Here is a 22,733-nt window from a genome sequence, read left to right on the forward strand (position 1 = left end):
TGGGGACACGGGACTAGCTCAACAGGTCCCGCACCACCGCGAGCGCCGCCTCGACCGTCGCCGGGTCCGCGCCCGGACGGGCGAGCGCGCTCATCGGGATGGGGGCGGCGGCGGGCAGCCCGGCGCAAGGCGTCAGGCCTTCGGGTTCCTGGCCGACCGCCGCGAGCAGCGCCACGCCCTGGCCCGTGCGGGCGAGGTCCAGGACGCCCGCGAGATAGCCGGCGTCGCCGACGACCGAGGCCTGCACCCCGCGCGCGGCCAGGGTCGCGATGGCCCGGCGGCGAATGGCGCAGGGGTCCTCGATCGCCACGAGGGGCACGGGCTCCGGGGCGGTCGGCGGCTGCCAGCCGGGGACCGCGTACCAGGTGAGCGGGAGTCCGCCGACGGGCGTGCCCTCGGTGGCCGCGGCCTCGGTGACGTACACCGCGACGTCGACCCCGCCCCGTTCCACGGCCTCCACCAGGCGGGCGGAGCGGTCGATGCGGAAGCGGACCCGGCAGCCGGGGCGCACCTCCTGGACGGCCGCGGTGAGCCGGGGCAGGAACTGGTCCGCGGCGTGTTCGGTGGAGCCGATGGTCACGGTGTCGCCGTCGGCGTCGAGCAGGGTGCGTACGGCCTCGTCGTGGACCGCGAGTATCTTCCGCGCCTGTTCGAGCAGCAGCCGCCCGTCGGGGGTGAACCGCGTGCCTCTGCCCTGGCGTTCGACGACGGGCCGCCCCAGGGTCTTCTCCAGCTTCCGGACGTGCTGGCTCACCGCGGACTGGCTCAGGGACAGCGCCTCACCGGCGCGGTGGAAGCCACCGCAGTCGGCTATGGCCGTCAGGCTGCGCAGGGCGACGAGGTCCAGGAGGGGTCGGGACATGCCGTGACAGTAGTCGTCATCGGCGATCGATCGCGATCCCTGATCGGTTTCGATCCGATTTCGTCGTTGGACGCTGCCGACCAGGGCCGGTCATGATGGGCACATGTTGCACGCGCCGTCTTCCGCTGCCTTTCTGACGCGGCGCCGAGTCATCGACTTCGGCGTCGCGTGCAGCGCGCGCTGTCGCTGACCTCCTGCCGCACTCCTCCCCTTCACCGCGTCGCACGTCTTCACTGCGCCCTGCGTCGCCGGGATCACGCCTGCACCGACGCGTGACCTCGCGCCGGCGTCCGGAGAGTGGTGCCCGCTGTGCCTTCCCCCCCTTCCCCTCGGCACCTCTGACATCGCCGATCACCCTCGCCCGATGTCCGCCTGCCCCGAACCGGGAGTCCCCTCCTCATGCCCTCACCCCATGCCGAACTGCCCTTGAACGCGGAGGCCCTGGCGTGACCGTGACCACGACCGTCGCCGAGTTGCGCGAGCTGCTCGCCTCCGACGCTCCCCCAGCCCTGCTCGACGTCCGCTGGGCGCTGGGCGACCCGCACGGCCGCGAGCACTACGCCGAGGGGCACATCCCGGGCGCCGTGTACGTCGACCTGGAGACGGAGCTGGCATCCGCTCCGACGGCGGGCGGCGGGCGGCATCCGCTGCCACCGATCAGCCAACTCCAGGACGCCGCGCGACGCTGGGGACTGCGGCGGGACCGCCCCGTCGTCGTCCACGACGACCTGGGCAACACCGCCGCCGCGCGGGCCTGGTGGCTGCTGCGGTACGCAGGCGTCGAGCGGGTGACGCTGCTGGACGGCGCGCTCGGCGCCTGGCGCTCCGCCGGTCTCCCGCTGGAATCGGGCCGGCCCGACGCCCCGCCACCGGGCGATGTCGTCCTGCGCGAGGGCGCGCTGCCGCTCACCGACGCGGACGGCGCGGCCGAACTCGCGGCATCCGGGCTGCTGTTGGACGCCCGCGCCGCCGAGCGGTACCGCGGCGAGGTGGAGCCCGTCGACCCGCGCGCCGGACACATTCCGGGTGCGGTGTCCGCGCCGACCGGCGAGAACCTGGCGGCGGACGGCACGTTCCTGCCCGCCGACGAACTGCGCAAGCGGTTCACGGGGCTGGGGGTTGGCGCGGCTAGGACGGATGCCGACGAGGCCGGGCCGGGTAATGGCGCAGCCGCGCCGAGTGCGAGTCCCGCACCCCGCATCGGTGTCTACTGCGGCTCCGGTGTCACCGCTGCCCACGAGATCGCCGCCCTGGAGATCGCCGGGTTCCGTGCCGCCCTCTTCCCCGGCTCCTGGTCCGCCTGGTCCACCGACCCCGACCGCCCGGCCACGAAGGGAGAGCGGCCATGACGACGGACCACCTGGACACCGCGGTCCTGTCACCTCCCGCGGACCATCCGCCCGCGCCGTCGGCCCGTGTCACCATCCGCGGCACCGCGAGGACCGGCCGCCGTCTCGCCGTGCCACGTTCCGTGCGCCGGGCCGCGGGACCCGTCGGGCTCGTCCTCCTCTGGTTCCTGGCCTCGGCCACCGGTGTGCTCCCGGAGTCGGTGCTCGCCTCGCCCGTGGACGTCGTACGGCAGGCCGTCGAACTCACCCGCAGCGGCGAACTGCCCGACGCCATCGCCGCGTCCGGCCGCAGGGCGGCCACCGGATTCCTGATCGGCGGGTCGGTGGCGCTCGCGCTGTCGCTGCTGGCGGGGCTCTTCCGGCTCGGCGAGGACGTGGTCGACTCCTCGATGGGCATGTTCCGGGCCATCCCCTGGGTGGGTCTCATCCCGCTCTTCATCGTGTGGTTCGGCATCGAGGAGACACCGAAGATCGCACTGGTCGCGCTCGGCGTGACGTACCCCCTGTACTTCAACATCTACGGCGGCATCCGCTCCACGGACGCCCAACTCGTCGAGGCCGCCCGGATGATGGGGCTCGGCAAGCTCGGCCTGATCAAGTACGTGATCCTGCCGAGCGCGCTGCCCGGCGCGCTCGTCGGGCTGCGGTACGCGCTGTCGACGGCCTGGCTCGCCCTCGTCTTCGCCGAGCAGATCAACGCGGACGCCGGTCTCGGCTATCTGATGAGCAACGCCCAGCAGTACTTCCGTACGGACGTCATCGTGCTCTGCCTCGTCGTGTACGCGCTGCTCGGCCTCGTCTGCGACTTCGCCGTACGGATCCTTTCGCGCCGACTGCTCGCCTGGCGCGCCAACTTCGAGGGTGAGGCGTGACCACCATGACCGACACCGGTACGCACACCATGACCGACACCAGTACGCACACCACGGCCGACCCCGGCACGCACACCGCGGTCAACAGCGTGGAGATACGCGGCCTTTCGCGGGCCTTCGACGGTCACACCGTCCTGCACGACCTGGATCTCGACCTGCGCGAGGGCGAGTTCGTGGCGCTGCTCGGGCACAGCGGCTGCGGCAAGTCGACACTGCTGAGGATTCTCGCCGGACTGGACGAGGAGATCGGCGGCGAGGTGACCGTGCCCGCGCGGCGCAGCGCCGCCTTCCAGTCGCCCCGGCTGCTGCCCTGGCTGAAGACGTGGCGCAATGTCGTGCTCGGGCTGCCGGGCCGGCCCGACCGGGCGCTCGCCGACAGGGCGCTCGCCGAGGTGGGCATCGCGGAGCGCGCCACCGTCTGGCCCAAGACGCTCTCCGGCGGTCAGGCCCAGCGTGTCTCCCTGGCCCGCGCCCTGGTCCGCGAGCCCGAACTGCTGCTCCTGGACGAGCCGTTCGGCGCCCTGGACGCGCTCACCCGGGGCCGGGTCCAGCAGTTGGTGGCCGAGCTGTGGGAGCGGCATGGCTGCGCGATCCTCCTGGTCACGCACGACGTGGAGGAGGCGCTGCTGCTCGCCGACCGGGTCCTGGTGATGGACGAGGGGCGCATCGCCCACGAGCTCACCGTCGACCTGCCCCGCCCCCGCGATCTGACCGCCCCCGAGTTCGTGACCCTGCGCGCCCGCCTCCTGAACTGGCTCGGCGTGACCGGCCCCCTGGAAGGAACCCCGTCGTGATCCGCAGAATCGCAGCAGCCGCCCTGAGCCTCACCGCCCTCGCCTCGCTCACCGCTTGCGGCGCGGACTCCTCCGCGGACGCCGCCGCCAAGGACGGCCGGGCCACCCTCACCATCGGCGACCAGGCGAAGACACTACAGACCATGTTCGCCGCGTCGGGCGCCCTCAAGGGGGCGAAGTACAAGGTGAAGTGGGCCGAGTTCGAGGGCGCGGCGCCGCTGTACCAGGCGGTGCAGGCGGGCGCCGCGGACACCGGCTACTCCGCGGACCTCCCGGCGTTGCAGGCGCTCAGCGGTGGGCTGAAGATCAAGAACATCGCCGCCCTGAAGAACGACGGCTCGCACGTCGGCATCGTCGTCCGCAAGGGTTCCGGCATCGACAGTGTCAAGGATCTCAAGGGCCAGAAGGTCGTGGTGTCCTCGGCGAAGGGCAGCATCTCGGAGTATCTGCTGGCCAACGTCCTCAAGCAGCACGGGCTCGGCTATCGGGACGTCAAGGTGCAGTATCTGCTGCCGACCGACGCGCAGGCCGCGTTCGCCTCCGGGAAGGTCAAGATCTGGGCCACCTTCGGCGTCTACCAGACCGTGGGCCTCCAGCAGGGCGGCAAGCTCCTCGTCGACGGCCAGGACGGCCGGGTCAGCGGGATCGGTTTCGTCAACGCCTCCGAGAACGCCCTGTCCGACTCCTCGAAGAAGGCCGCGCTCACCGACTTCGTGAAGGGTCTCGGCACGGCCCTCAAGTGGACGAGCACGCACAAGGACGCCTACGCCAAGGCCATCGTCGAGCACAACGGCGCCGCCCCCTCCGTGGCGAAGACCCTGGCATCGGCGGCGTACGGCAAGGTCCTGCCGGTCTCCTCCGACGTGAACAAGACCGTCCAGGGCGTCGCCGACCTCATGAACGGGATCGGTGTCCTGAACCCGAACGTCGACGTGGCGAAGTCGGCGGACACCTCGCTGCTCAAGTGACCCACCCCCACAACTGACCTTTCGAGCCCAGGAGTTGTCCATGCCTGTCGAGTTCATCAGCGCCGTCCACACCGATTCCGGCGCCTCCGGTCCCGCCGCCGCGAGCCGCACCGGCTTCGACCCCGCCTACCTGCGCAGGTACGCCCGCGCCCTGGACGACGGGGGCTTCGACCACACCCTGGTCGCCTACCACTCGGCCTCCCCGGACGCCCTCCAGGTCGCCCAGTTCGTCGCCACCCACACCGAGCGCATCCGGCCGATCCTGGCCCACCGGCCGGGCGTGGTCTTCCCCACCCACGCGGCCCGCGCCCTGGCCACCCTCGACCGGATCAGCGACGGACGGCTCTCGCTGCACATCATCTCCGGCGGCAGCGACGAGGAGCAGCACCGCGAGGGTGACTACCTCAACAAGACGGAGCGGTACGAGCGTTCGGACGAATACATCCAGATCCTGCGCAAGGTGTGGCAGTCCGAAGGACCGGTCTCGCACGAGGGCAAGTACTTCCGGTTCGAGGGCTACCACTCGGACGTGAAGCCCGTGAACGGGCTCGTGCCGATCTCCGTCGGCGGCTCCTCCCAGGACGCCTACCGGGTCGGCGGGCAGCAGGGCGACATCTTCGGCCTGTGGGGCGAGCCGCTGAAGGAGACGGCCGAGCAGATCGCCGCGGTGAACGCGGTCGCGGACGCCGCCGGGCGCCCGCATCCACGCATCTGGGTGTCGTTCCGCCCCATCGTCGCGCCCACCGACGAGCTGGCCTGGGAGAAGGCGCACCGCACGCTGGGGGCGCTCCAGGACCAGGCACGCAACACCGAGTTGCTCCGCCACTACCGCACCACGGGCCGCCCGGCCAATGTCGGCTCCCAGCGGCTCCTGGACGTCGCCGGGCGCGGCGAGGTCCACGACCGCTGCCTGTGGACCGCCCCCGCCGTCGCCACCAACGCCGCGGGCGCCTCGACCGCCCTCGTCGGCTCGCCCGAGACGGTCGCGAAGGCGCTGCTCGACTACGTCGACATCGGCTGCGACCTGCTGTCGATCCGCGGCTACGACCCGCTGAACGACGCGATCGACTATGCCCGTCACGTGGTGCCACTGGTCCGCCAGGAGCTCGCCCACCGGGCCACGACCCGCGCCGCCTGACCGAACCAGGACACCGAGATGACCACCGCGCCCAGGCGAACCGCCTCCGCCACCCTCCTCGGGCTGCTCGCCCGCGACCTGCCGCCCGACCGGCTGAGCACCGACCCGGCGGCCCTCGCCGCGCACACCACCGACCGCTCCGGCACCCGCCCGGACGGGGAACCTCTCGCCGTGGTGCACGCCCGGCACACGCAGGACGTGGCACTCGCCCTGCGGCACGCCCACGCACAGCGCGTGCCGGTGGTGCCGCGCGGCGCCGGTACCGGCCTGTCGGGCGGAGCCACCGCCGAGGAGGGCTCGCTGGTCCTGGACCTTTCCCGGATGGACCGGATCCTCGAACTCGACGCCTTCGACCAGGTGGCTGTCGTGGAACCCGGCGTCATCACCGCGGAGTTGGACCGGGCGGCCGGTGCGCACGGCCTGCGGTACGCGCCCGACCCGGCGAGCGCGGCCCTGTCCACCATCGGCGGGAACATCGCCACCAACGCGGGCGGGCTTCGCTGTGCCAAGTACGGGGTGACCCGCGACAGCGTCCTCGGCCTGGAGGCGGTGCTCGCCGACGGAACGGTGGTCACCACCGGGCGCCGTACCGTCAAGGGCGTCACCGGGTACGACCTGACCGCTCTGCTCACCGGCTCGGAGGGCACCCTCGGGGTGATCACCGGCGCGACCCTGCGCCTGCGGCCCGTCCCGGTGGCGGTGGCCACGCTGGCCGCGTACTTCACCACCTTCGAGGAGGCCGCCGAGGCCTCGTACGCCATCGCGCGGGCCGGCGTCGAGCCCGCGCTGGCCGAACTGGTCGACGGCCCGGTGCTCCAGGCCATCGACCCGGCGCTGCGGGAGCGGGGCGCCGCGCTGCTGCTCGTGCAGTGCGACGGGGCGGGCGCGGCGGCGGAGGCCGCGGCGATCGCCCGGCTGATCGCCCCGTCGGCCACCTCGGTGGAGACCACCGAGGACCCGGCCGAGTCCGAAGCGCTGCTGGCCGCCCGCCGTCTCGCGCTGCCCGCGCTCGAGAAGCTCGGCCGCCCGCTCATCGAGGACATCGCCGTGCCGCGCTCCCGGCTCGCGGAGGCGGTGCGGGAGATCCGGGCGATCTCCGCGCGCCATGACGTGCCCGTGTTCACGATCGCGCACGCGGCCGACGGCAATCTGCACCCGATCGTCGTCGTGGACCGGACCCTGGACCGGCTGCCGGACACCGCGTGGGAGGCGGCCGGAGAGATCTTCGCCCTGGCGCTACGGCTCGGCGGGACGCTCACCGGAGAGCACGGGGTGGGCCTGTTGAAGCGGCAGTGGGTCGCCGAGGAACTCGGCCCCGCGTCCCACGCGTTGCAGCGCGGGCTCAAGGAGGTGTTCGACCCGCGGGGCATCCTCAACCCCGGAAAGGCCCTGTGACTCCGACTTCGCGCGGGCTCAGCCGGCGGTCACCGCGTCGATCAGGCGCGTGAGCGCGTCGGCGGCCTTCGCCAGTCCGTCGTGCGGGGTGACCGGCTCGTCGAGGTAGCGGTCGCGGCGCAGTTCCAGCATGAGGGCGGTGACGCGGGGCTCCTTGCCGTAGTACGTCAGGGGGACGTACGCACCCGCGAAGGGTGTGTTCACGGCCGCGTCACCGTACGGGGCGAAGGCCTCCCGGGCCCGGGCGACGAGGGTGTCCGGGGTGTGGAAGGGGTCGGCGCCCAGGCAGACCGGCGGACGCGGGTCGCTGCCGTGCAGTTCGTAGGGCAGGGCGCGGCTCGGGTAGGAGTGGACGTCGATGACGACCGCCCGGCCGGTCGCGGCCAGCCGGTCCGCCACTGCTTGCGTCATGGCCTGTGCGTAGGGGTGGAAGTACGTGTCCAGCAAGGCCTGCTCGTCCGCCGGGGGTTCGGGGCGCAGTGGCTCGCGGTGTGTGGTGCGCGTGTAGACCGCGCCCATGCCGACCGACCGCATCTCCTCGCGTTCGTCGGGGAACCGCTCCGGGTCGACGACCAGGCGCGAGCGCTCGTTGACGAAGCGCCAAGGTGTGGCGTGCGCGGCACGCGCGGCGCGTTCCGCGACGACCTCGGTGTGGGCGTCGGTGATGAGGTCCAGCTCGCGGGCCAGGGCCTCCCCTTGGAGCAGCAGGCCTTCGCGTACGCGCGCCGGGATCTCGCGGGAGGCGTGCGGCACGTGCAGGAGCACCGGGGAGTCCGGATCGCCGGGGTGCAGCCGGTGGGGCGGTGTGTCCATGGGGCCCACTCTCCCATCCGCCCATCTCCCATCCACCCATCTCTCATCCGTCCACTTTCTGGGACAGGTGGTTTCGAGGTGTGGGCGAGGGGTAGGGAGCCCAGCCGTTACTACTGAATGGACAGTGAGTAGCTGAAGCGCGACAGGAGTACCTCACCTTGCCCGAAGCACCTGCAGAACTCGTGCGCCACCTGTGGATCCCGCTCGCCGACGGCACCCGGCTCGCCGCCCGCGTCTGGCTCCCGGCAGGCCCCGCACGCCCGGCGCCCGCGATCCTCGAGTACATCCCGTACCGCAAGAACGACGGGACGGCCGACCGCGACAACAGCCTGCACGCCCGCTTCGCCGCGTCCGGCTACGCCGCCGTCCGCGTCGATCTGCGCGGCAGCGGCGACTCCGACGGGCTGATGCTCGACGAGTACGCGCAAGCGGAGCTGGACGACGGCGTCGAGGTCATCGCGTGGCTCGCCGAGCAGGAGTGGTGCGACGGCACCGTCGGCATGATCGGCAAGTCGTGGGGCGGCTTCAACGGCCTGCAGATCGCGGCCCTGCGCCCGCCGGCCCTGAAGGCGATCGTGACGGTCTGCTCGACGGACGATCGGTACGCCGACGACGTGCACTACACGGGCGGTTCGCTCATCGCCTCCGAGATGCTGCCGTGGGCGTCGACGATGCTCGCCTACAACGCGCGGCCCGCCGACCCCGCCGTGGTCGGCGACGACTGGCGCGAGCGGTGGCTGGAGCGGCTGGCGGACACCCCGGTGTACGTCGAGGAGTGGCTGCGGCACCAGACCCGCGACGCCTTCTGGAAGCACGGCTCGGTGTGCGAGGACTTCGGCGCGATCGAGGCACCGGTGCTCGCGGTGGGCGGCTGGTACGACCCGTACTGCGGCGCCGTGCTGCGCCTCCTCGAAGGCGTGAGCAACGCACCCGTGCGGGCGCTCGTCGGGCCGTGGGCGCACACGTATCCGCACCAGGCGGCGCCCGGGCCCGCGATCGACTTCCACGGTGAAGTGGTGCGCTGGTTCGACCAGTTCCTGCGCGGCAAGGACACCGGGGCCTTGGAGGATCCGGCACTGCGGGCGTGGCTGCCCGAGTGGGCGGCGCCCGGCGGTGACCGCGAGCAGCGGCCCGGCCGGTGGGTGGCCGAGCAGCGGTGGCCTTCGGAGCGCATCGAGCGGCAGGAGTTCGCGCTGGCCGGCGAGTCTGCGGGCGAGGCGGTCGAGCACGACCCGCTGCGCTTCAGGGACGCACACCTCGACAGCACGCGCGTACTGGGCACGGCGGGCGGCAGCTGGCTCCAATTCGGCGACGCGGCCGGGCAGTTCGGCCCGCAGGGCGGCGACGACGGACTCGCGCACTGCTTCACGACCGCGCCCCTCGACGAGCGCGCGGAGATCCTCGGCGCGCCGTCCGTGACGCTGCGGGTGAGCGCCGACCGGCCCGCCGCGCAGCTCGCGGTGCGGCTCAACGACGTGGCTCCGGACGGCAGTTCGCGGCTCGTCACGCGCGGCCTGCTCAACCTCACGCACCGCGAGGGCCACGAGGAGACGCTGCCGCTGGAGCCCGGGCAGGCCTACGACGTGACCGTGCCGCTGGTGGCGACCGCGCACGCCTTCGCGCCCGGCCACCGCATCCGCGTCGCGGTCTCGTCCTCGTACTGGCCGCTGGCCTGGCCGTCCCCCGAGCCGGTCACGGTCACGCTGCACCCCTCCCCCGCCGCCGCGCTCCACCTCCCCGTACGGCCGCCGACGGACGCGGACGACGAGCTGCGCCCCTACGGGGAGCCCCAGCCGGACCTGCCGGTCGAGCTGTCGACGTCCGGTGACGGCTCCGCGCGACGCATCGAGCACGACCCGGTCTCCGGCCGCACCACCGTCGAACTCGCCATCAACGACGGGGACTTCAAGGACCTCACCGACGGCCTGTGGAAGAGCGGCGACGCCGTTGACCGCTTCTCGCTCACCGAGGGCGACCCGTCCTCCGCCGTCGTGGAGTGCGAGCGCACCGAGGAGGGCGGGCGCGGCGACTGGCACTGGAAGGTCGTCACGCACAGCCGGATGACCGCCGACGCCTCGGCGTTCACCGTCGTCAACACCCTCACCGCCTACGAAGGGGACACCCGCGTCTTCGATCGCACCACGGACGCAGTGATTCCCCGGCAGGGAGTCTGAGCATGCGCAGACGCACGTTCCTGACCGGCTCGCTCGGTGTCATCGCGGCCGCCGGAGTGGCCACGGCAACCGGGTCGGCCGCCGGCACCGGCCCGGTGATCACGGTCGGCTCCAAGCAGTTCACCGAGTCGTGGGTGATGGGCGAGCTGTACGCCCAGATCCTGCGGGCACGCGGCTTCGACGTCGTCCTCAAGTCCAACGTGGGCAGCGCCGACCTCATCGACCGCGCGCTGCGCAACGGGCAGATCGACCTGTACCCCGAGTACACGGGCGTCATCCTGCAGACGTTCGCGATGCCGAAGCACATGCCGACGACGGCGCGCGACACATACGAGGCGGCGAAGAAGTTCGAGGCGGGGCGCGGGATCTCGCTGCTGCCGCCGACGCCCTTCCAGAACCGCAACGCCGTCGCCGTGCGCACCGCCGACGCCCGCAAGCACAAGCTCAAGACCGTCGGTGACCTGAAGAAGCTGGGGAGGATCTCGTACGCCGAGTACCCCGACAACATCACGGGCCCGCTCGGCTTCGACGCCATCGTCAAGGCGTACGGGCTGCACGACATGAAGGTGCGGCCGCTCAACATCGGCCTGCAGTACCCGGCGCTGAAGAACGGGGACGTGGACGCGGCCGACGTGTTCACCACGGACCCGCAGCTGCGCCGCTACGACTTCACCATCCTCGACGACGACCAGGCCATCTTCGGGTTCCAGAACGTCTCCCCCGTCGTGCGCACGTCCCTCGTCGAGCAGTACGGCAAGCGGCTCACCGAACCGCTGGACGCCGTCGACGAGTTGCTCACGGAGGAAGCCATGCAGGCCCTGAACGAGGCCGCCGCGATGATGCGGCTGAGCCCGGCGAAGGTCGCCGACCGGTTCCTGAGAGCGAACAAGCTGATATGACCGTGACCGAGGAGCATTCCACGATGCGTACCGCTGGCGCCGCCGACGACATAGTCTTCGACTCGGCCACCAAAACGTACGACGGCACAGGCGAACCGGCCGTCGACGCGCTGTCCCTGACCGTCCCCGCGGGCGAGATCTGTGTCCTGCTCGGCGCCTCCGGGTGCGGCAAGACGACCGCGCTGACGCTGGTCAACCGGCTCACCGAGCTGACGAGCGGGGACATCCGGATCGGCGGCAGCAGCATCCGCGAGCAGGACGTCATCGAGCTGCGGCGCGGCATCGGCTACGTCATCCAACAGGCCGGCCTCTTCCCGCACTTGACGATCGAGGAGAACGTCGCGACGGTGCCGCAGGTGCTCGGCTGGAAGAAGCCACGCATCGCGGAGCGCTCGCGCGAGCTGCTCGAACTGGTCGGCCTCCCGCACAAGGAGTACGCCCACCGCTACCCCTCGCAGCTCTCCGGCGGCCAGCGCCAACGCGTAGGTATCGCACGGGCGTTGGCGGCCGACCCGCCCATCATGCTGATGGACGAGCCGTTCGGCGCGCTCGACCCGGTGACGCGCGAGCACGTGCAGGACGAGTTCCTGCGCCTCCAGGAGCAGGTGCAGAAGACGACGCTGTTCGTCAGCCACGACATCGACGAGGCCGTCCGTATGGGCGACCGCATCGCGATCCTCGCCAAGGGCGGCAAGCTGCTCCAGTACGACACCCCGGAGCGGATCCTGCGCGAGCCCGCCGACGACTACGTGGCCCGGTTCGTCGGCACGGACCGCGGCCTGAAGGCGCTGACCCTGCGCACACTCGGCGACCTGAAGCTGGAACCGGCGGACGAGGGCGGATCCGACGACGTGCTGCGCACGAGCGACACACTGCGCACCGCCCTTTCGGTGCTGATGGCCGGCGGCGCCGAGCGGCTGTCCGTCACGGACGAGGCCGGCAAGCCGGTGGGCTCCGTCACCGTCGCGCTCATACGGGAGGCGGCGTGAGCGGGTTGCTGTCCCTGGCGGCCGGGTCCCTTGCGGCCGGGACCGACCCCGTCATCCCCGACTTCGGCACGGTCAGTTCGTGTGTGCGCGACAACGGGGTGTTCTGCGTCGACTGGTTCACCGCGAACTTCTCCAGCGTGTTCGGCCCGGCCCTCGTCCAGCACGTGCGCCTCACGGTGATCGCGGTCGGGATCGGCTTCCTGATCGCGTTCCCGCTGGCACTCCTTGCCCACTTCCGGAAGTGGCTGGTCAGGCCGCTGGGCGGGCTGACGTCGTTCCTCTACACGATCCCGCCGATGGCACTGTTCACGCTGCTCGTCCCGGTGACCGGCCTGTCCGTGCTCACCGCCGAGATCGCCCTGGTCGCGTACACGCTGATGGTGCTGTTCAAGTCGACGGTCACCGGGCTCGGCGAGGTGCCGGATGACGTACGCCGTGCGGGGGTCGGCATGGGCCTGACCCGGCGCGAGATCCTGTGGCGCATCGAGCTGCCGCTCGCACTGCCCGCCGTGATCAGCGGGCTGCGGGTGGCGACCGTGACCACGATCAGCGTGGTCGAGATCGCCGCGTTCATCATCGACCAGGGGCTCGGCTCGCCCATCATCCAAGGGCTCCAATCCCCCTTCAACACACAGTTCATCGGGGCCGGTCTGCTCGCCGTGGCGCTCGCGCTCGCCGCCGACGGACTGCTCGTGCTGCTCGGCCGGGTGCTCACTCCGTGGGCCAGGACGCGGAGGACCGTCTGATGCACACCTTCCTCTCGAGTTTCTCGTTCATGGCCGACCACTTCGGCCTGCTGCTCAGCCGGACCGTCGACCATCTGCTGCTCTCCGCGGCCGGCGTCGCCGTGGCCCTGGTGATCGCGGTGCCGCTCGGTGTGTGGCTCGGCCACCGCGGCAAGGGCTCCTTCCTGACGGTCAGCATCTCCAACATCGGCCGCGCACTGCCCTCGCTCGCGCTCATCGCGATCTTCCTCGGCCTGCTCGGCATCGGCTTCGTGAACGTCATGACGGCGCTGGTCATCATGGCCATCCCGCCGGTGCTCACGCACGCGTACCTGGGCGTGGAGCAGGTCGACGCGGACCTGGTGCGGGCGGCGCGCGGCATGGGCCTGACGCAGTGGCAGATCCTGTGGCGCGTCGAACTCCCGCTCGCCCTCCCGGTGTTGTTCACCGGCATCCGGATCGCCGTCGTGTACGTCATCTCCAGCGCGACCCTGGCGGCCGTCGCGGGTGGCGGCGGGCTCGGCGACATCATCCTCAACCAGGTGTCGTACGGCCTGTCGGGCGTCATCGCGGCGGCACTGTGGGTGGCGGCCCTGGCGCTGATCGCCGACGGCCTGTTCGGGACCGTCGGCAACCGGCTCGCGCCGCGGGGGACGCGGGTCTAGGGTCCCGGTCCGTGACTGACGTCATTCGCGTGCCCCCGCCACGCATGTAGTCTCGATCCGATCACTCGTCTCGCGGTTTGGAGGAATCACCCATGAGACAGGCTCCGTTCATGGCCATGGCCGGTGCCACCGCGGCGCTGGGAACCGTGCTCGCCTTCTTCGCACTCCAGTTGCGCGCGAGCGGCTACGAGCCATACGTCGAATCCGTCACCACCTTCAGCATGCTGATGTTCGCCACCTCGGCTCTCGTCGTGGCGACTTGGGCCCGGGACGGCCGGCGCCGCTCGGACTAGGGTCACTAGATCCCCGCGTCGCAGCACCCCTCGCGGCGCATGTGGCGGCCCACTTCCAGCCAGTCTTCGCCGGTGGCCCTCAGCGTTCTGGAGGCCACCGGTTCGAACGAGCCGACGAGGTCGGACTGTTGGAAGGGGACGCCGCCGCGCAGGACCGCCGTCGTACGGATCAGGTCGTCGAAGTCGGTGAACGGGTCACCGTCGACGATCGTGAGGTCGGCGAGCTTGCCCTCCTCCAAGGTGCCCAGGTCCGCGTCCGCCCTGAAGACCCGGGCGGGCATGAGCGTCGCCGTGTGCAGGGCCTGCGCCGGGGACAGCCCGCCACGGTGCAGGGCACGCAGCGCCAGGTGCAGGTGGAGGCCGACCGGGACGAGCGGCTGGTCGGTGCCGAGCGCGATGTGCCCGCCGGCGGCGAGGATCCGCCGGTAGACCGCGAGCTCCCTGTCCAGGGTGGCGAGTTGGGCGGCCGTGGGCGGCGTCTTGGCCAGCTTCTCCACGGCGGCGGTGTCCCACGGCGGCATCAGCCGGGTGACGCGCGGGTCGTCCGCGAGTGCCGGATCCGCGCCGATCAGCGGCTGGGCCGTGAACGGGGTGGCGATGAGATGGAAGTCGCCGGTCTTCGAGTAGATCTCCTGGACGTCCTCGCCGGAGTGGCCCGTCGCCGTCGTCGCGTGCCCGAACTCCAGGCGCTGCGTGGCCTGCAGATGGGTCGTCAGGTCCTGGCCGAGCTGGATCCCCGGTGTGCACAGGTGGCTGCCGCTGCGCACGCCGAGGCGTTCGTGCGCGAAGGAGGCCGCCTCCTTCATCACCCAGCCCGGCGCCCGCACATAGGTCTTGACGAAGTCCCAGTCGAGCGCGGCGGCCCGGTCGAGGGAGCGGCGCAGGCCCGCGCGGGTGCGGTGGGCGCGTCCCATGCTGTAGGCGACGCGCGGCCCGTCGAGCAGTTCCCCGGTGGCGAGGAGCCGCGGCCCCGCGAGCGCCCCCGCGTACACCGCTTCCCGGATGCGGGCCTGCTCGTAGGCGAAACCGCCGAGGGAGACGGCGGTCGTGATGCCGTACGCGAGTTGCAGCGCGGTCTGGCGGCCACCATAGGTGGACTGCCAGGGGTGGGTGTGGGCGTCGAAGAGGCCCGGGATCACGGTCCTGTCGGAGGCGTCGATGCGCTTGACGGATGCGCGATGGCCCGCGTGGTGCGCGGTGACTGAGGTGATGCGGCCGCCCTCGACGGTGATGTCGACGTCGTCGCGGACCTCGGATCCCGTGCCGTCCCAGAACCGGCCCGCGTGCACGACGGTGTCGGCGGGGCGGGGGCGACGGTGGTCGAGCGGGATCCTGACCGTACGGGCGGCCCCTTTCGCCACGTCGAGGAGGCGGAGCCGGCCCGCGCTCAGGTAGAGAATCTGCCGGCCGTCGGCGGACCAGCTCGGGTGGTCGGCGGCCTCGTCGGTCACCTGCCGGGGGTCACCGGCCGGGGTGCCGTCGCCTCGTACCGGCAGCAGCCACAGCGCGGATTCCACGACCACGGCCATGTTGCGGCCGTCGGGCGACCACACCGGCCCGGAGTCGTAGCGGTCGGCGATCGAGACGTGCGGGGCGACCGCGTGCACGACCGCCTTGCCGGTCTTGGTGTCGACGACCCGGATGAGGTTGTAGCCCTCGCGGAAGCGCTGGTTGAGGCGGCTGCGGTCGCACAGCGCGACGTATCTGCCGTCGGGCGACCAACAGGGCCTTCCGGGCAGTCCACCGCTGCCCATCGGCGCGGCGAGGACGCGTTCGGTGCCCGCGGCGAGGTCGCGGAGGACGAGGTTGCCCGACATGTCGATGCACGCCAGGCGCTCCCCGTCGGGCGAGAGCGCGGGGAACACCCGCCCTCCCTCGGCGAGAACCGTCTCCTTGCCACTGTCCAGGTCATGCCGACGCACGGAGAACAGGCCGGCCCGGTCATCGGCGTAGACGAGCGCCTTGCCGTCGGGGCTCCAGGTCGGTGCGAGTACGTAGCGGGTCTGCGGCGCCTGTACGACCTTGCGCGGGGCGTGGCCGCCCGAAGTGGCGCCGATCCACAGCGAGTTGAGGGCAGCGAAGGCCACCTGCTTGCCGTCGGGCGACAGCGCCGGCAGGTGCGGGGAGCGGACCGGGCGGACTCCCCCGGCCTCGAAGTCGTACCGCTTGACGCGGTAGCGCGGCCGGTCGACCGGAAGCTTCGCGATGAACGCGATCCGTTCGCCCTCGCCCGGGACGGCTGGCCGCACGAGCCGGAAGCGGCCGTCGACGGTGAGCAGCAGGGTGTCCGGGCCGGTCCAGCGGGGCGGCACGGGGGCAAGGTCGCCCGGAACGTCGACCGGCTTCCCGTCGACGACGAGGATGCAGGTGGCGGCGGGTGACGCGGTGGTCCGCAGATAGGCGAGGGAGCCCTTGGGCTTCGGGGCGACGGCCGGGGTCATGACCTGGGCGCCGGAGTCGTCGGTGTGCTCGGTGGTGACGGCTCCGGTGCCGTCGGCGGCGACCGAGGCGAGGGTGGAGGCCCGGAGGGTTCCGGCGTCGGTGACCACTCCTCGTACGAAGAGCACGCGCGTGCCGTCGGCGGACCAGGTCGGGTCGAAGTCCTCCCAGGCGCCGGTCTGCCCCGGGCCGTCCTGGCCGGGAGCGCCGGTGAGGCGGGTGAGGGTGCCGTCGCGTACGTCGATGGTCCAGATGCGGTACGGGGCGGCCGACTCGGGGTCGCCGCCGCGCTCGGAGGCGAAGGCGATCCGGTGACCGTCCGGGGACCAGGCGGGGCCGCGGTCGTCCCACGGCCCGTCGGTGAGCTGTTTCGGCGTACCGCCGTCGGCGTCCAGGAGCCACAGGTGGAAGCCGCCGCCCTGGTAGCCGCAGACGACGAGCCGCTTCCCGTCAGGGGCGAACTGGGGGCGGGTGGGCTCGAGTTCGGGGGTGGTGAGCGGTCTCGCGGTGCCGCCCTTGCGCGGGATCGACCACAGGATGTTCTGGATCTCGGCGACGAAGCGGTCGCCGGACGGGGCGAGGGTGACGGCTCCGTTGGTGGCGGCGGTGAAGGAGAGGGACGCGGGGGCGGCGGCTGCCGCTGTCGCCGGTTCGAGGAGCGCGCCGGCGCCCGCGGCGACGGCGCCGGCCGTGACGGTGGTGGTCTGCAGGAACCGTCGGCGGGTGAAGGTTGGACCGCCGGCAGCGGCAGGACCCAAAGTGTCGACGGGGGTGGTGACGGGGGTGGTGTCCATGGAGACTCCCATTGCACGGAGGGCATGTGGACCCATGGGACCGAGGGGGCCCGTGGGCCTTGCGGGACCGAACTGTGCGCGAGTCGGAGAGGGGACGCACAGCAACATACGTGGCACCCGCAGTGAGTCAACATGGCCGACGCGGTGAACCGGCCGATGGACACACGGAAGCCGCCCACCGAAGACGCACCGCGCGTCCGCGACCTGCGGAAACTCTCCCTGGCCAGCCGCCAGGAATACCCCACCCCGTACCTCCGTTGAAGGCCTCGAGCAAGGAGGCAACAGTGGAGCAGCAGTACTACACGCACGGGACGGCCGCGGAGCGCTGGGACCGTGCCCAGATGTTCTTCGACGCCAAGGAGTACGCGAACGCCGCGCGGATCCTCGACGGTCTCGTCGAGGAGGTTCCCGAGCAGACCGGCCCCCGCCTCCTCCTGGCCCGTTCGTACTACCACTCGGCCCAACTGCGCCGCGCCGAGACCGAGTTGCGCACGATCGTGGAGCGCGACCCGGTGGAGCACTACGCCCGCCTGATGCTCGGCCGCACGCTGGAGCGGCAGGGCCGCCACGACGAGGCGGCGCCGCACCTGCGGATGGCGTCGGCGCTTGCGGGCGACTTCGACTAGCCGACTCGCGCACCACGCACGGAACAAGATGTGGGTCCTGCCTTTCCGGGCAGGACCCGCTGCCGTTGAGGCCTGTCCAGCTCTGGCTCAGGGTCGGCGCACGCTGGACGCCACCACTCGACCGAGCGCCGCCCTGCCCGCAGGCCCCCACGTCGGCTTGCCTCCCGGCAGACCCCGCTCACCGTTCTGGCCCATGAGGACGAGGAAGAGGCTCTTCATGGCGGCCAGCCCTCGGGCGCGCCGGATCGTCGCGTCGTCCGCACGCGCGTACGCCTCGAAGAACCGCTCGTCGGCGCCCGCGGGAAGGAGCAGCCACGCGGCCGCGAGGTCCCACGCCGGATCACCGGCGAACATGGCATCGAAGTCGACCACGCCCGAGAGCGTCCCGTCCGAGACGACGACATTCGCGGGATGAAGATCACCGTGCAGCCACACCGGCGGCGCCTGCCACTCAGGGGCCCTGACAGCATCGCCCCAGACGTCCCGGACGGCCCCGACCTCGGCGCCAAGTCCGCCGGGTACGATGGCTTGCAGGAACCCCTCGAAACCGTCCGTGCACTCCTTGGGGTGAGCGCCCCGGTCAGAACTGGCCGACGCCTCGCCGGGCGCCTCCACATACAGCGCCCCGAGAAACCCCGCCAGCGCATCGGCCGCATGGTCACCACGACTGATCACGGCGGAGTCCAACGGCTCACCGCGAACCCACGTCATCACGCGGCACACGCACGGCCAACTCATCCCCAAGACGCCACATCTTGTTCCCCCACCCACCCGCCACCTCCCGGATGGGCAGCCCCGCGAGGTCCGGATGCTGGTCGGTGAGCAGGCCGCGCACCAGCTCCGCAGTGATCTCGATCTCGGTGTCGGTCATGCGAAGCCACAGTAGGTGCATTCCTGCTGGCGACTCAGCTGTGCCACTTGTTGCCGGCTCAGCCGAGTCGCCTGCCGGTGGCTCAGCCGAGTCTTTGGCGGACGGCGATCGCGAGCCCCAGCAGGACGCCCCCAGCCGCTGGGGCGAGCGCGAATGCGGCAGAAGCGCCCAACGCGTCCGCGGCCCGGCCGGTCAACGATGCCGCCAGCGCCGATCCGGCAGAGCTCGCGGAGTTGTTCCAGGTGAACGCCCGGGTGAGGACCGCCGGGTGTACGGACTTCTCCGTGAGGACGTTCAGCAGGACCAGCGTAGGAGGGACCGCGACTTCCGCGACGACGACGGACAGCCCGAGCCAGAGGGGGGACGGGGCCCAGCAGGAAGGCGCTGGCGTTGGCGAGTGATTCCAGCGAGAAGGTGGTGGGCAGTTCGTCGTCGCGTCCGTCACGGAGCAGATGGGCCCAGCGCGCGCCGGAGAGCGCCCCGAGCTGAGGGATGGACGCACCGGCGCAGCAGGCGGCGGCGACCGCTGCAGCAGGCACGGTGAACGTGAGGACTCCGGCCATGGCCAGGCCGTGGGCCAGGAGGGAGAAGGGCAGGATGCGGGTCTGCCCGAACCGGTCGATCAGGCCCGCCAGTTGAGGCCCGACCAGCGCCTCGGCGAGGGCGAAACCGCTGGCCGCGAAGCCTGCTGTGCCGTACGAGCCGGTGCGGGCGTGCAGCAGCCAGACCAGGCCGATGCCGGTCATGGCGATGCCCACGCGACCCAGGGCCGCGGAGAGGAAGAAGGCGGTGGTGCCGGGGATGCGCAGCAGGGGGCGACAACCGGATGCGGCGGAAGGCATGACGATGTCCTTCGGTGCCGCCGGGCGGGGCGGGCCACCCTGGATCGCCGGCGCCTGGCACCGCATCGGGTGCGACGAAATCAATGGTGCGATCCGTGGCCCGCCGGGGACGTCCAGAACTGCGGAAGAACGGGACACGCGTCCTTGCCGCCGCCCCAACTCACCAGGCGGGGGGCGATGTTTCGGTCCGGGCCAAGGCGGACCCGGACGGCTGGGAGGACCGTAGCAGGCCCCCAGCGGAACAGCCGTACACCCGGGGAGCCCCGCAGGCCGCGCACCCGTGAGCTGGGACTCGGCTAGCCTTGCTGGACGATGAACCGCACAGATCAGCCCGCGCCGGCCCCTCGCCTGACCACTCCCTGGGGAGACGTCGATCTCGCCCGCTTCCCGGAGAACCCCCGCGACCAGTTGCGCGCATGGGACGCCGCGGACGCGTACCTGCTGCGGCACCTCGCCGAAGCGGGGACGGACCTGACCGGTGCGGTGACGGTGGTGGGCGACCGCTGGGGCGCGCTTGCCACGGCACTCACGGGGGTCCCCGGCTGTACGCCGACCGTGATCTCGGACTCGTACCTCGGCCAGCAGGCGACGTACGCGAACCTGACCCGGAACGAGCACACCGGCGCCCGCCTCCTGACCACCCAGGACACCCCGCCCCACACCATCGACGTCCTCCTCGTCCGCGTCCCGAAGAGCCTCGCCCTCCTCGAGGACCAGCTGCACCGCCTGCGCCCCGCCGTGCACGCGAACACGGTGGTGATCGGCACCGGCATGGTGAAGGAGATCCACACCTCGACGCTGAACCTGTTCGAGCGGATCGTCGGCCCGACGCGTACGTCGCTGGCGGAGAAGAAGGCGCGCCTCATCTTCACGGAGCCGGACCCGACGCTCGCCCCGGACCCGAACCCGTGGCCGCACACCTACCAACTCCCGTCCGACATCGGCCCGTTGTCGGCTCGGCCGGTGGTCAATCACGCGGGCGTGTTCTGCGCGGAGCACCTCGACATCGGCACCCGTTTCCTCCTCCAGCACCTCCCGCGGGACACGGACGCGCGCAGGATCGTCGATCTGGGCTGCGGCAACGGCGTCGTCGGAACGAGCGCCGCCCTCACCCACCCGAACGCGGATGTCCTCTTCACGGACGAGTCGCACCAGGCGGTGGCCTCGGCGGAGGCCACGTACGCCGAGAACGTCGGCGACCGCCCCGGCAAGGCCGAATTCCGCGTCGCCGACGGTCTCGCCGACACACCTCCCGGCGACGTGGACCTGATCCTGAACAACCCGCCGTTCCACACCCACCAGGCCACGACGGACGCGACGGCGTACCGCATGTTCACCCAGGCCCGCGCGGCACTCCGCCCCGGCGGCGAACTGTGGGTGGTGGGCAACCGGCACCTCGGCTACCACATCAAGCTGCGCCGCCTGTTCGGCAACAGCCAACTGGTCGCCAGCAACGCGAAGTTCGTGATCCTGAAGGCGGTCAAGCAGGAGCCACGCGGCCGACGCGGCTGAGCGCGTTCAGGCGGACCCGATGACGTGGTGAATCGCGGCCGCGACGTCGACGGCGACATGGGTGGGCCGGTAGCCATCCACGGCCCAGGCCCGCCCACCCGAGACCCATACGCTCCGCAGCCCGAGCGCGTGGGCACCCCCGATGTCCGTATGGGGCGAGTCACCGACCACCCACGCCCCCTCCAGCGGAACGCCGACGGCGTCAGCGGCCGCCCGAAAGATCTCCGGCTCCGGCTTCTTGTGACCGACAGCCTCGGAAACGACCCACCCCTGAACAAGCCCATCGAGCCCGCCGGCCCGAATCTTCGCCACCTGCTGGGCGGTACGGCCATTGGTGACGATGCCACAACTCCAGCCACCCGCCCGCGCCTTGACCAACGCCTCGCGGGTGGCCTCCGCCAGGACGACGCGACCGGCGCCACCTTCGTCCAGAAGCGCACGCACGGCCGCGCCCGGCACTACATCGCCGTATCGCTCGACCATCGCCCCGGCGACTTCCCCACGCGCCGCGTAGCCACCGCCATCCAGATCCATCACCCATCCGACATCGTCGGCGGCCAATCCGTACTCGGCGAAGAAGTGCACGACAGCGGCACGGAAGGCCGCGTCACGGTCGACCAGAGTGTTGTCCAGGTCCAACAACAGGAGCGGCAGCGGCATGGCCTGAAGTGAATCACGCTCCGCGAAACCGAGGGCCGACACACGCTGACGGCTGATTACGCACCTCCCCCTCCAGCCCCCTCGGAAGGTGTCTCCCGGGCCACGCCGTGCCAGTACGCCGCGATCTGCGACGTCTGCCGCACGATGCGGTCTGGTTGCGGCGGCGCAGGCCAGAACTGGAGGAGGTACTGGTCGGCCGCGTCTTCCTCCAAGCGCGTGTCCAGCTCGTGCCCACGGTCCATCCCGCGCCCGCTGTAGCGCACCCGGTAGTCGGTCTCCTCGAGTCCGAGCGACCAAGCTCGCTCCCCGGCCCACTGCTGCAAGCAGGAGTCGCCGGAGAGTGGCCGGAAGGACACCTCCACGACGTCCTCCCACACCGGGTCCACAGCGGGGGCGCTTTCGTGGACTTCTACGGTGAAGCCCACATCCCCGGTGTGCAGCCCGGTGACCAGCCACAGAAAGCCCGGGACCGCTGCACCGCACAGCCCAGATGTCTGTCCGGCGAAGGTCTCGTCCAGATCCGGTTGATCATCGTGATCGCTGACCACGTAGATCTGCCCGTACGAAACATGGACCTCGCCCGTGACCGGCCTGTGCACCAGGACCCCTCCCCGCATGGGCCGCCAACGCCGGCGGCCGTCGTGGCGTCATGCTAGGCGGACCCACTGACAGTGCGGGGTGCCACCTGCGGCCCATCCCGAGAGGCGCGACAGTGAAAACTATGAGTGCCTGAGTGGTGACGGGATGCGTATCCGTCACGTCTTCGTCTCACTCAAGGAGTCTTCATGAAGCCCATGATCAAGCTGGGTCTCACGGCAGCTGCGGCCGGCATCGCCGTCCTCGGAACAGCTGGCATCGCCGCCGCCGACACCGACCCGTTTGGTGTGGCGCAGAACTCGCCGGGCGTCATCTCCGGCAACGTGGCTCAGGTTCCGGTGCACATCCCGGTCAACGCCTGTGGCAACTCCCTCGATGTCGTCGGCCTGCTCAACCCGGCCTTCGGGAATGCCTGCGTCAACAAGTAGTGACGCAACGAAGCCCCCCTCCGCCGCA

At 71.5% G+C, this 22,733-nt stretch carries 21 protein-coding genes and 1 pseudogene; 15 read left to right on the top strand and 7 right to left on the bottom strand.

The genetic code is table 11. The annotated features are described in order from the left end of the window. Positions 1–13: 13 nt before the first annotated feature. A complete protein-coding gene (locus ACOKM3_RS03140; protein WP_426896636.1) occupies positions 14–862 on the bottom strand; it encodes a LysR family transcriptional regulator in 849 nt (282 codons plus the stop codon). A gap of 446 nt (positions 863–1,308) precedes the next feature. Here ACOKM3_RS03140 and ACOKM3_RS03145 point away from each other — a divergent pair, with 446 nt between their 5' ends. From ACOKM3_RS03145 to ACOKM3_RS03170, 6 genes are read left to right on the top strand one after another with little or no spacing between them, the layout of a single operon-like run. After that, the gene (locus ACOKM3_RS03145; RefSeq protein ID WP_426896638.1) at positions 1,309–2,211 is read left to right on the top strand and encodes a sulfurtransferase; all 903 of its coding nucleotides are present in this window, start codon (positions 1,309–1,311) and stop codon (positions 2,209–2,211) included. After that, positions 2,208–3,083, top strand: a complete 876-nt coding sequence (locus ACOKM3_RS03150) for an ABC transporter permease (RefSeq protein ID WP_426896640.1) — start codon at positions 2,208–2,210, stop codon at positions 3,081–3,083. The genes ACOKM3_RS03145 and ACOKM3_RS03150 overlap by 4 nt, the downstream gene beginning before the upstream one ends. Before the next feature lie 29 nt (positions 3,084–3,112). Further along, the gene (locus ACOKM3_RS03155) at positions 3,113–3,877 is read left to right on the top strand and encodes an ABC transporter ATP-binding protein (protein WP_426906685.1); all 765 of its coding nucleotides are present in this window, start codon (positions 3,113–3,115) and stop codon (positions 3,875–3,877) included. Continuing rightward, positions 3,874–4,845 carry an ABC transporter substrate-binding protein gene (locus tag ACOKM3_RS03160; protein WP_426896642.1) on the top strand — a complete coding sequence of 324 codons (972 nt, stop codon included), beginning with the start codon at positions 3,874–3,876 and terminating at the stop codon, positions 4,843–4,845. The genes ACOKM3_RS03155 and ACOKM3_RS03160 overlap by 4 nt, the downstream gene beginning before the upstream one ends. Before the next feature lie 40 nt (positions 4,846–4,885). After that, complete coding sequence (locus tag ACOKM3_RS03165) at positions 4,886–5,983, top strand: LLM class flavin-dependent oxidoreductase (protein WP_426896644.1); 1,098 nt, start codon at positions 4,886–4,888, stop codon at positions 5,981–5,983. 18 nt (positions 5,984–6,001) lie between these two features. Continuing rightward, on the top strand, positions 6,002–7,378 hold the full coding sequence (locus ACOKM3_RS03170) for an FAD-binding oxidoreductase (RefSeq protein WP_426896646.1): 1,377 nt from the start codon (positions 6,002–6,004) through the stop codon (positions 7,376–7,378). A gap of 18 nt (positions 7,379–7,396) precedes the next feature. On the opposite strand, the gene ACOKM3_RS03175 is transcribed toward ACOKM3_RS03170, so the two are convergent. Continuing rightward, a complete protein-coding gene (locus tag ACOKM3_RS03175; protein WP_426896648.1) occupies positions 7,397–8,191 on the bottom strand; it encodes an N-formylglutamate amidohydrolase in 795 nt (264 codons plus the stop codon). A 158-nt stretch (positions 8,192–8,349) separates the two neighbouring features. Between ACOKM3_RS03175 and ACOKM3_RS03180 the strand changes: the two genes are divergently transcribed. From ACOKM3_RS03180 to ACOKM3_RS03205, 6 genes are all read left to right on the top strand, one after another. Beyond that, a complete protein-coding gene (locus ACOKM3_RS03180; protein WP_426896650.1) occupies positions 8,350–10,365 on the top strand; it encodes a CocE/NonD family hydrolase in 2,016 nt (671 codons plus the stop codon). A 2-nt stretch (positions 10,366–10,367) separates the two neighbouring features. Continuing rightward, positions 10,368–11,264, top strand: a complete 897-nt coding sequence (locus ACOKM3_RS03185) for an ABC transporter substrate-binding protein (protein ID WP_426896652.1) — start codon at positions 10,368–10,370, stop codon at positions 11,262–11,264. Between the two features lie 23 nt (positions 11,265–11,287). Continuing rightward, a complete protein-coding gene (locus tag ACOKM3_RS03190; protein WP_426896654.1) occupies positions 11,288–12,253 on the top strand; it encodes an ABC transporter ATP-binding protein in 966 nt (321 codons plus the stop codon). After that, the gene (locus ACOKM3_RS03195) at positions 12,250–12,999 is read left to right on the top strand and encodes an ABC transporter permease (protein ID WP_426896656.1); all 750 of its coding nucleotides are present in this window, start codon (positions 12,250–12,252) and stop codon (positions 12,997–12,999) included. Before ACOKM3_RS03190 ends, ACOKM3_RS03195 begins: the two co-directional genes overlap by 4 nt. Beyond that, complete coding sequence (locus tag ACOKM3_RS03200) at positions 12,999–13,643, top strand: ABC transporter permease (protein WP_426896658.1); 645 nt, start codon at positions 12,999–13,001, stop codon at positions 13,641–13,643. Before ACOKM3_RS03195 ends, ACOKM3_RS03200 begins: the two co-directional genes overlap by 1 nt. 92 nt (positions 13,644–13,735) lie before the next feature. Then, positions 13,736–13,936: an SCO3870 family protein gene (locus ACOKM3_RS03205; RefSeq protein ID WP_426896660.1), complete on the top strand. Its 201-nt coding sequence runs from the start codon at positions 13,736–13,738 to the stop codon at positions 13,934–13,936. Positions 13,937–13,941: 5 nt separating this feature from the next. On the opposite strand, the gene ACOKM3_RS03210 is transcribed toward ACOKM3_RS03205, so the two are convergent. Then, complete coding sequence (locus ACOKM3_RS03210; RefSeq protein ID WP_426896662.1) at positions 13,942–17,169, bottom strand: amidohydrolase family protein; 3,228 nt, start codon at positions 17,167–17,169, stop codon at positions 13,942–13,944. A gap of 341 nt (positions 17,170–17,510) precedes the next feature. Between ACOKM3_RS03210 and ACOKM3_RS03215 the strand changes: the two genes are divergently transcribed. Further along, entirely contained in the window at positions 17,511–17,795 is a 285-nt protein-coding gene (locus ACOKM3_RS03215) for a tetratricopeptide repeat protein (RefSeq protein ID WP_426906686.1), read from the top strand. An 87-nt stretch (positions 17,796–17,882) separates the two neighbouring features. On the opposite strand, the pseudogene ACOKM3_RS03220 reads toward ACOKM3_RS03215, so the two are convergent. Together ACOKM3_RS03220 and ACOKM3_RS03225 are read right to left on the bottom strand one after the other, a co-directional pair. After that, a pseudogene (locus tag ACOKM3_RS03220) lies at positions 17,883–18,666 on the bottom strand (phosphotransferase). Next, a complete protein-coding gene (locus tag ACOKM3_RS03225; RefSeq protein ID WP_426896664.1) occupies positions 18,663–19,508 on the bottom strand; it encodes a hypothetical protein in 846 nt (281 codons plus the stop codon). Before ACOKM3_RS03225 ends, ACOKM3_RS03220 begins: the two are co-directional and overlap by 4 nt. A gap of 312 nt (positions 19,509–19,820) precedes the next feature. Between ACOKM3_RS03225 and ACOKM3_RS03230 the strand changes: the two genes are divergently transcribed. Next, the gene (locus tag ACOKM3_RS03230) at positions 19,821–21,020 is read left to right on the top strand and encodes a methyltransferase (RefSeq protein ID WP_426896666.1); all 1,200 of its coding nucleotides are present in this window, start codon (positions 19,821–19,823) and stop codon (positions 21,018–21,020) included. A gap of 6 nt (positions 21,021–21,026) precedes the next feature. On the opposite strand, the gene ACOKM3_RS03235 is transcribed toward ACOKM3_RS03230, so the two are convergent. Continuing rightward, entirely contained in the window at positions 21,027–21,680 is a 654-nt protein-coding gene (locus ACOKM3_RS03235) for an HAD family hydrolase (RefSeq protein WP_426896668.1), read from the bottom strand. Between the two features lie 56 nt (positions 21,681–21,736). Next, the gene (locus ACOKM3_RS03240) at positions 21,737–22,279 is read right to left on the bottom strand and encodes a hypothetical protein (protein ID WP_426896670.1); all 543 of its coding nucleotides are present in this window, start codon (positions 22,277–22,279) and stop codon (positions 21,737–21,739) included. A gap of 186 nt (positions 22,280–22,465) precedes the next feature. Here ACOKM3_RS03240 and ACOKM3_RS03245 point away from each other — a divergent pair, with 186 nt between their 5' ends. Further along, positions 22,466–22,705: a chaplin gene (locus ACOKM3_RS03245; protein ID WP_426896672.1), complete on the top strand. Its 240-nt coding sequence runs from the start codon at positions 22,466–22,468 to the stop codon at positions 22,703–22,705. Positions 22,706–22,733 lie beyond the last annotated feature (28 nt).

Source organism: Streptomyces nidicola (assembly GCF_050106155.1).
Lineage (GTDB): Bacteria > Actinomycetota > Actinomycetes > Streptomycetales > Streptomycetaceae > Streptomyces.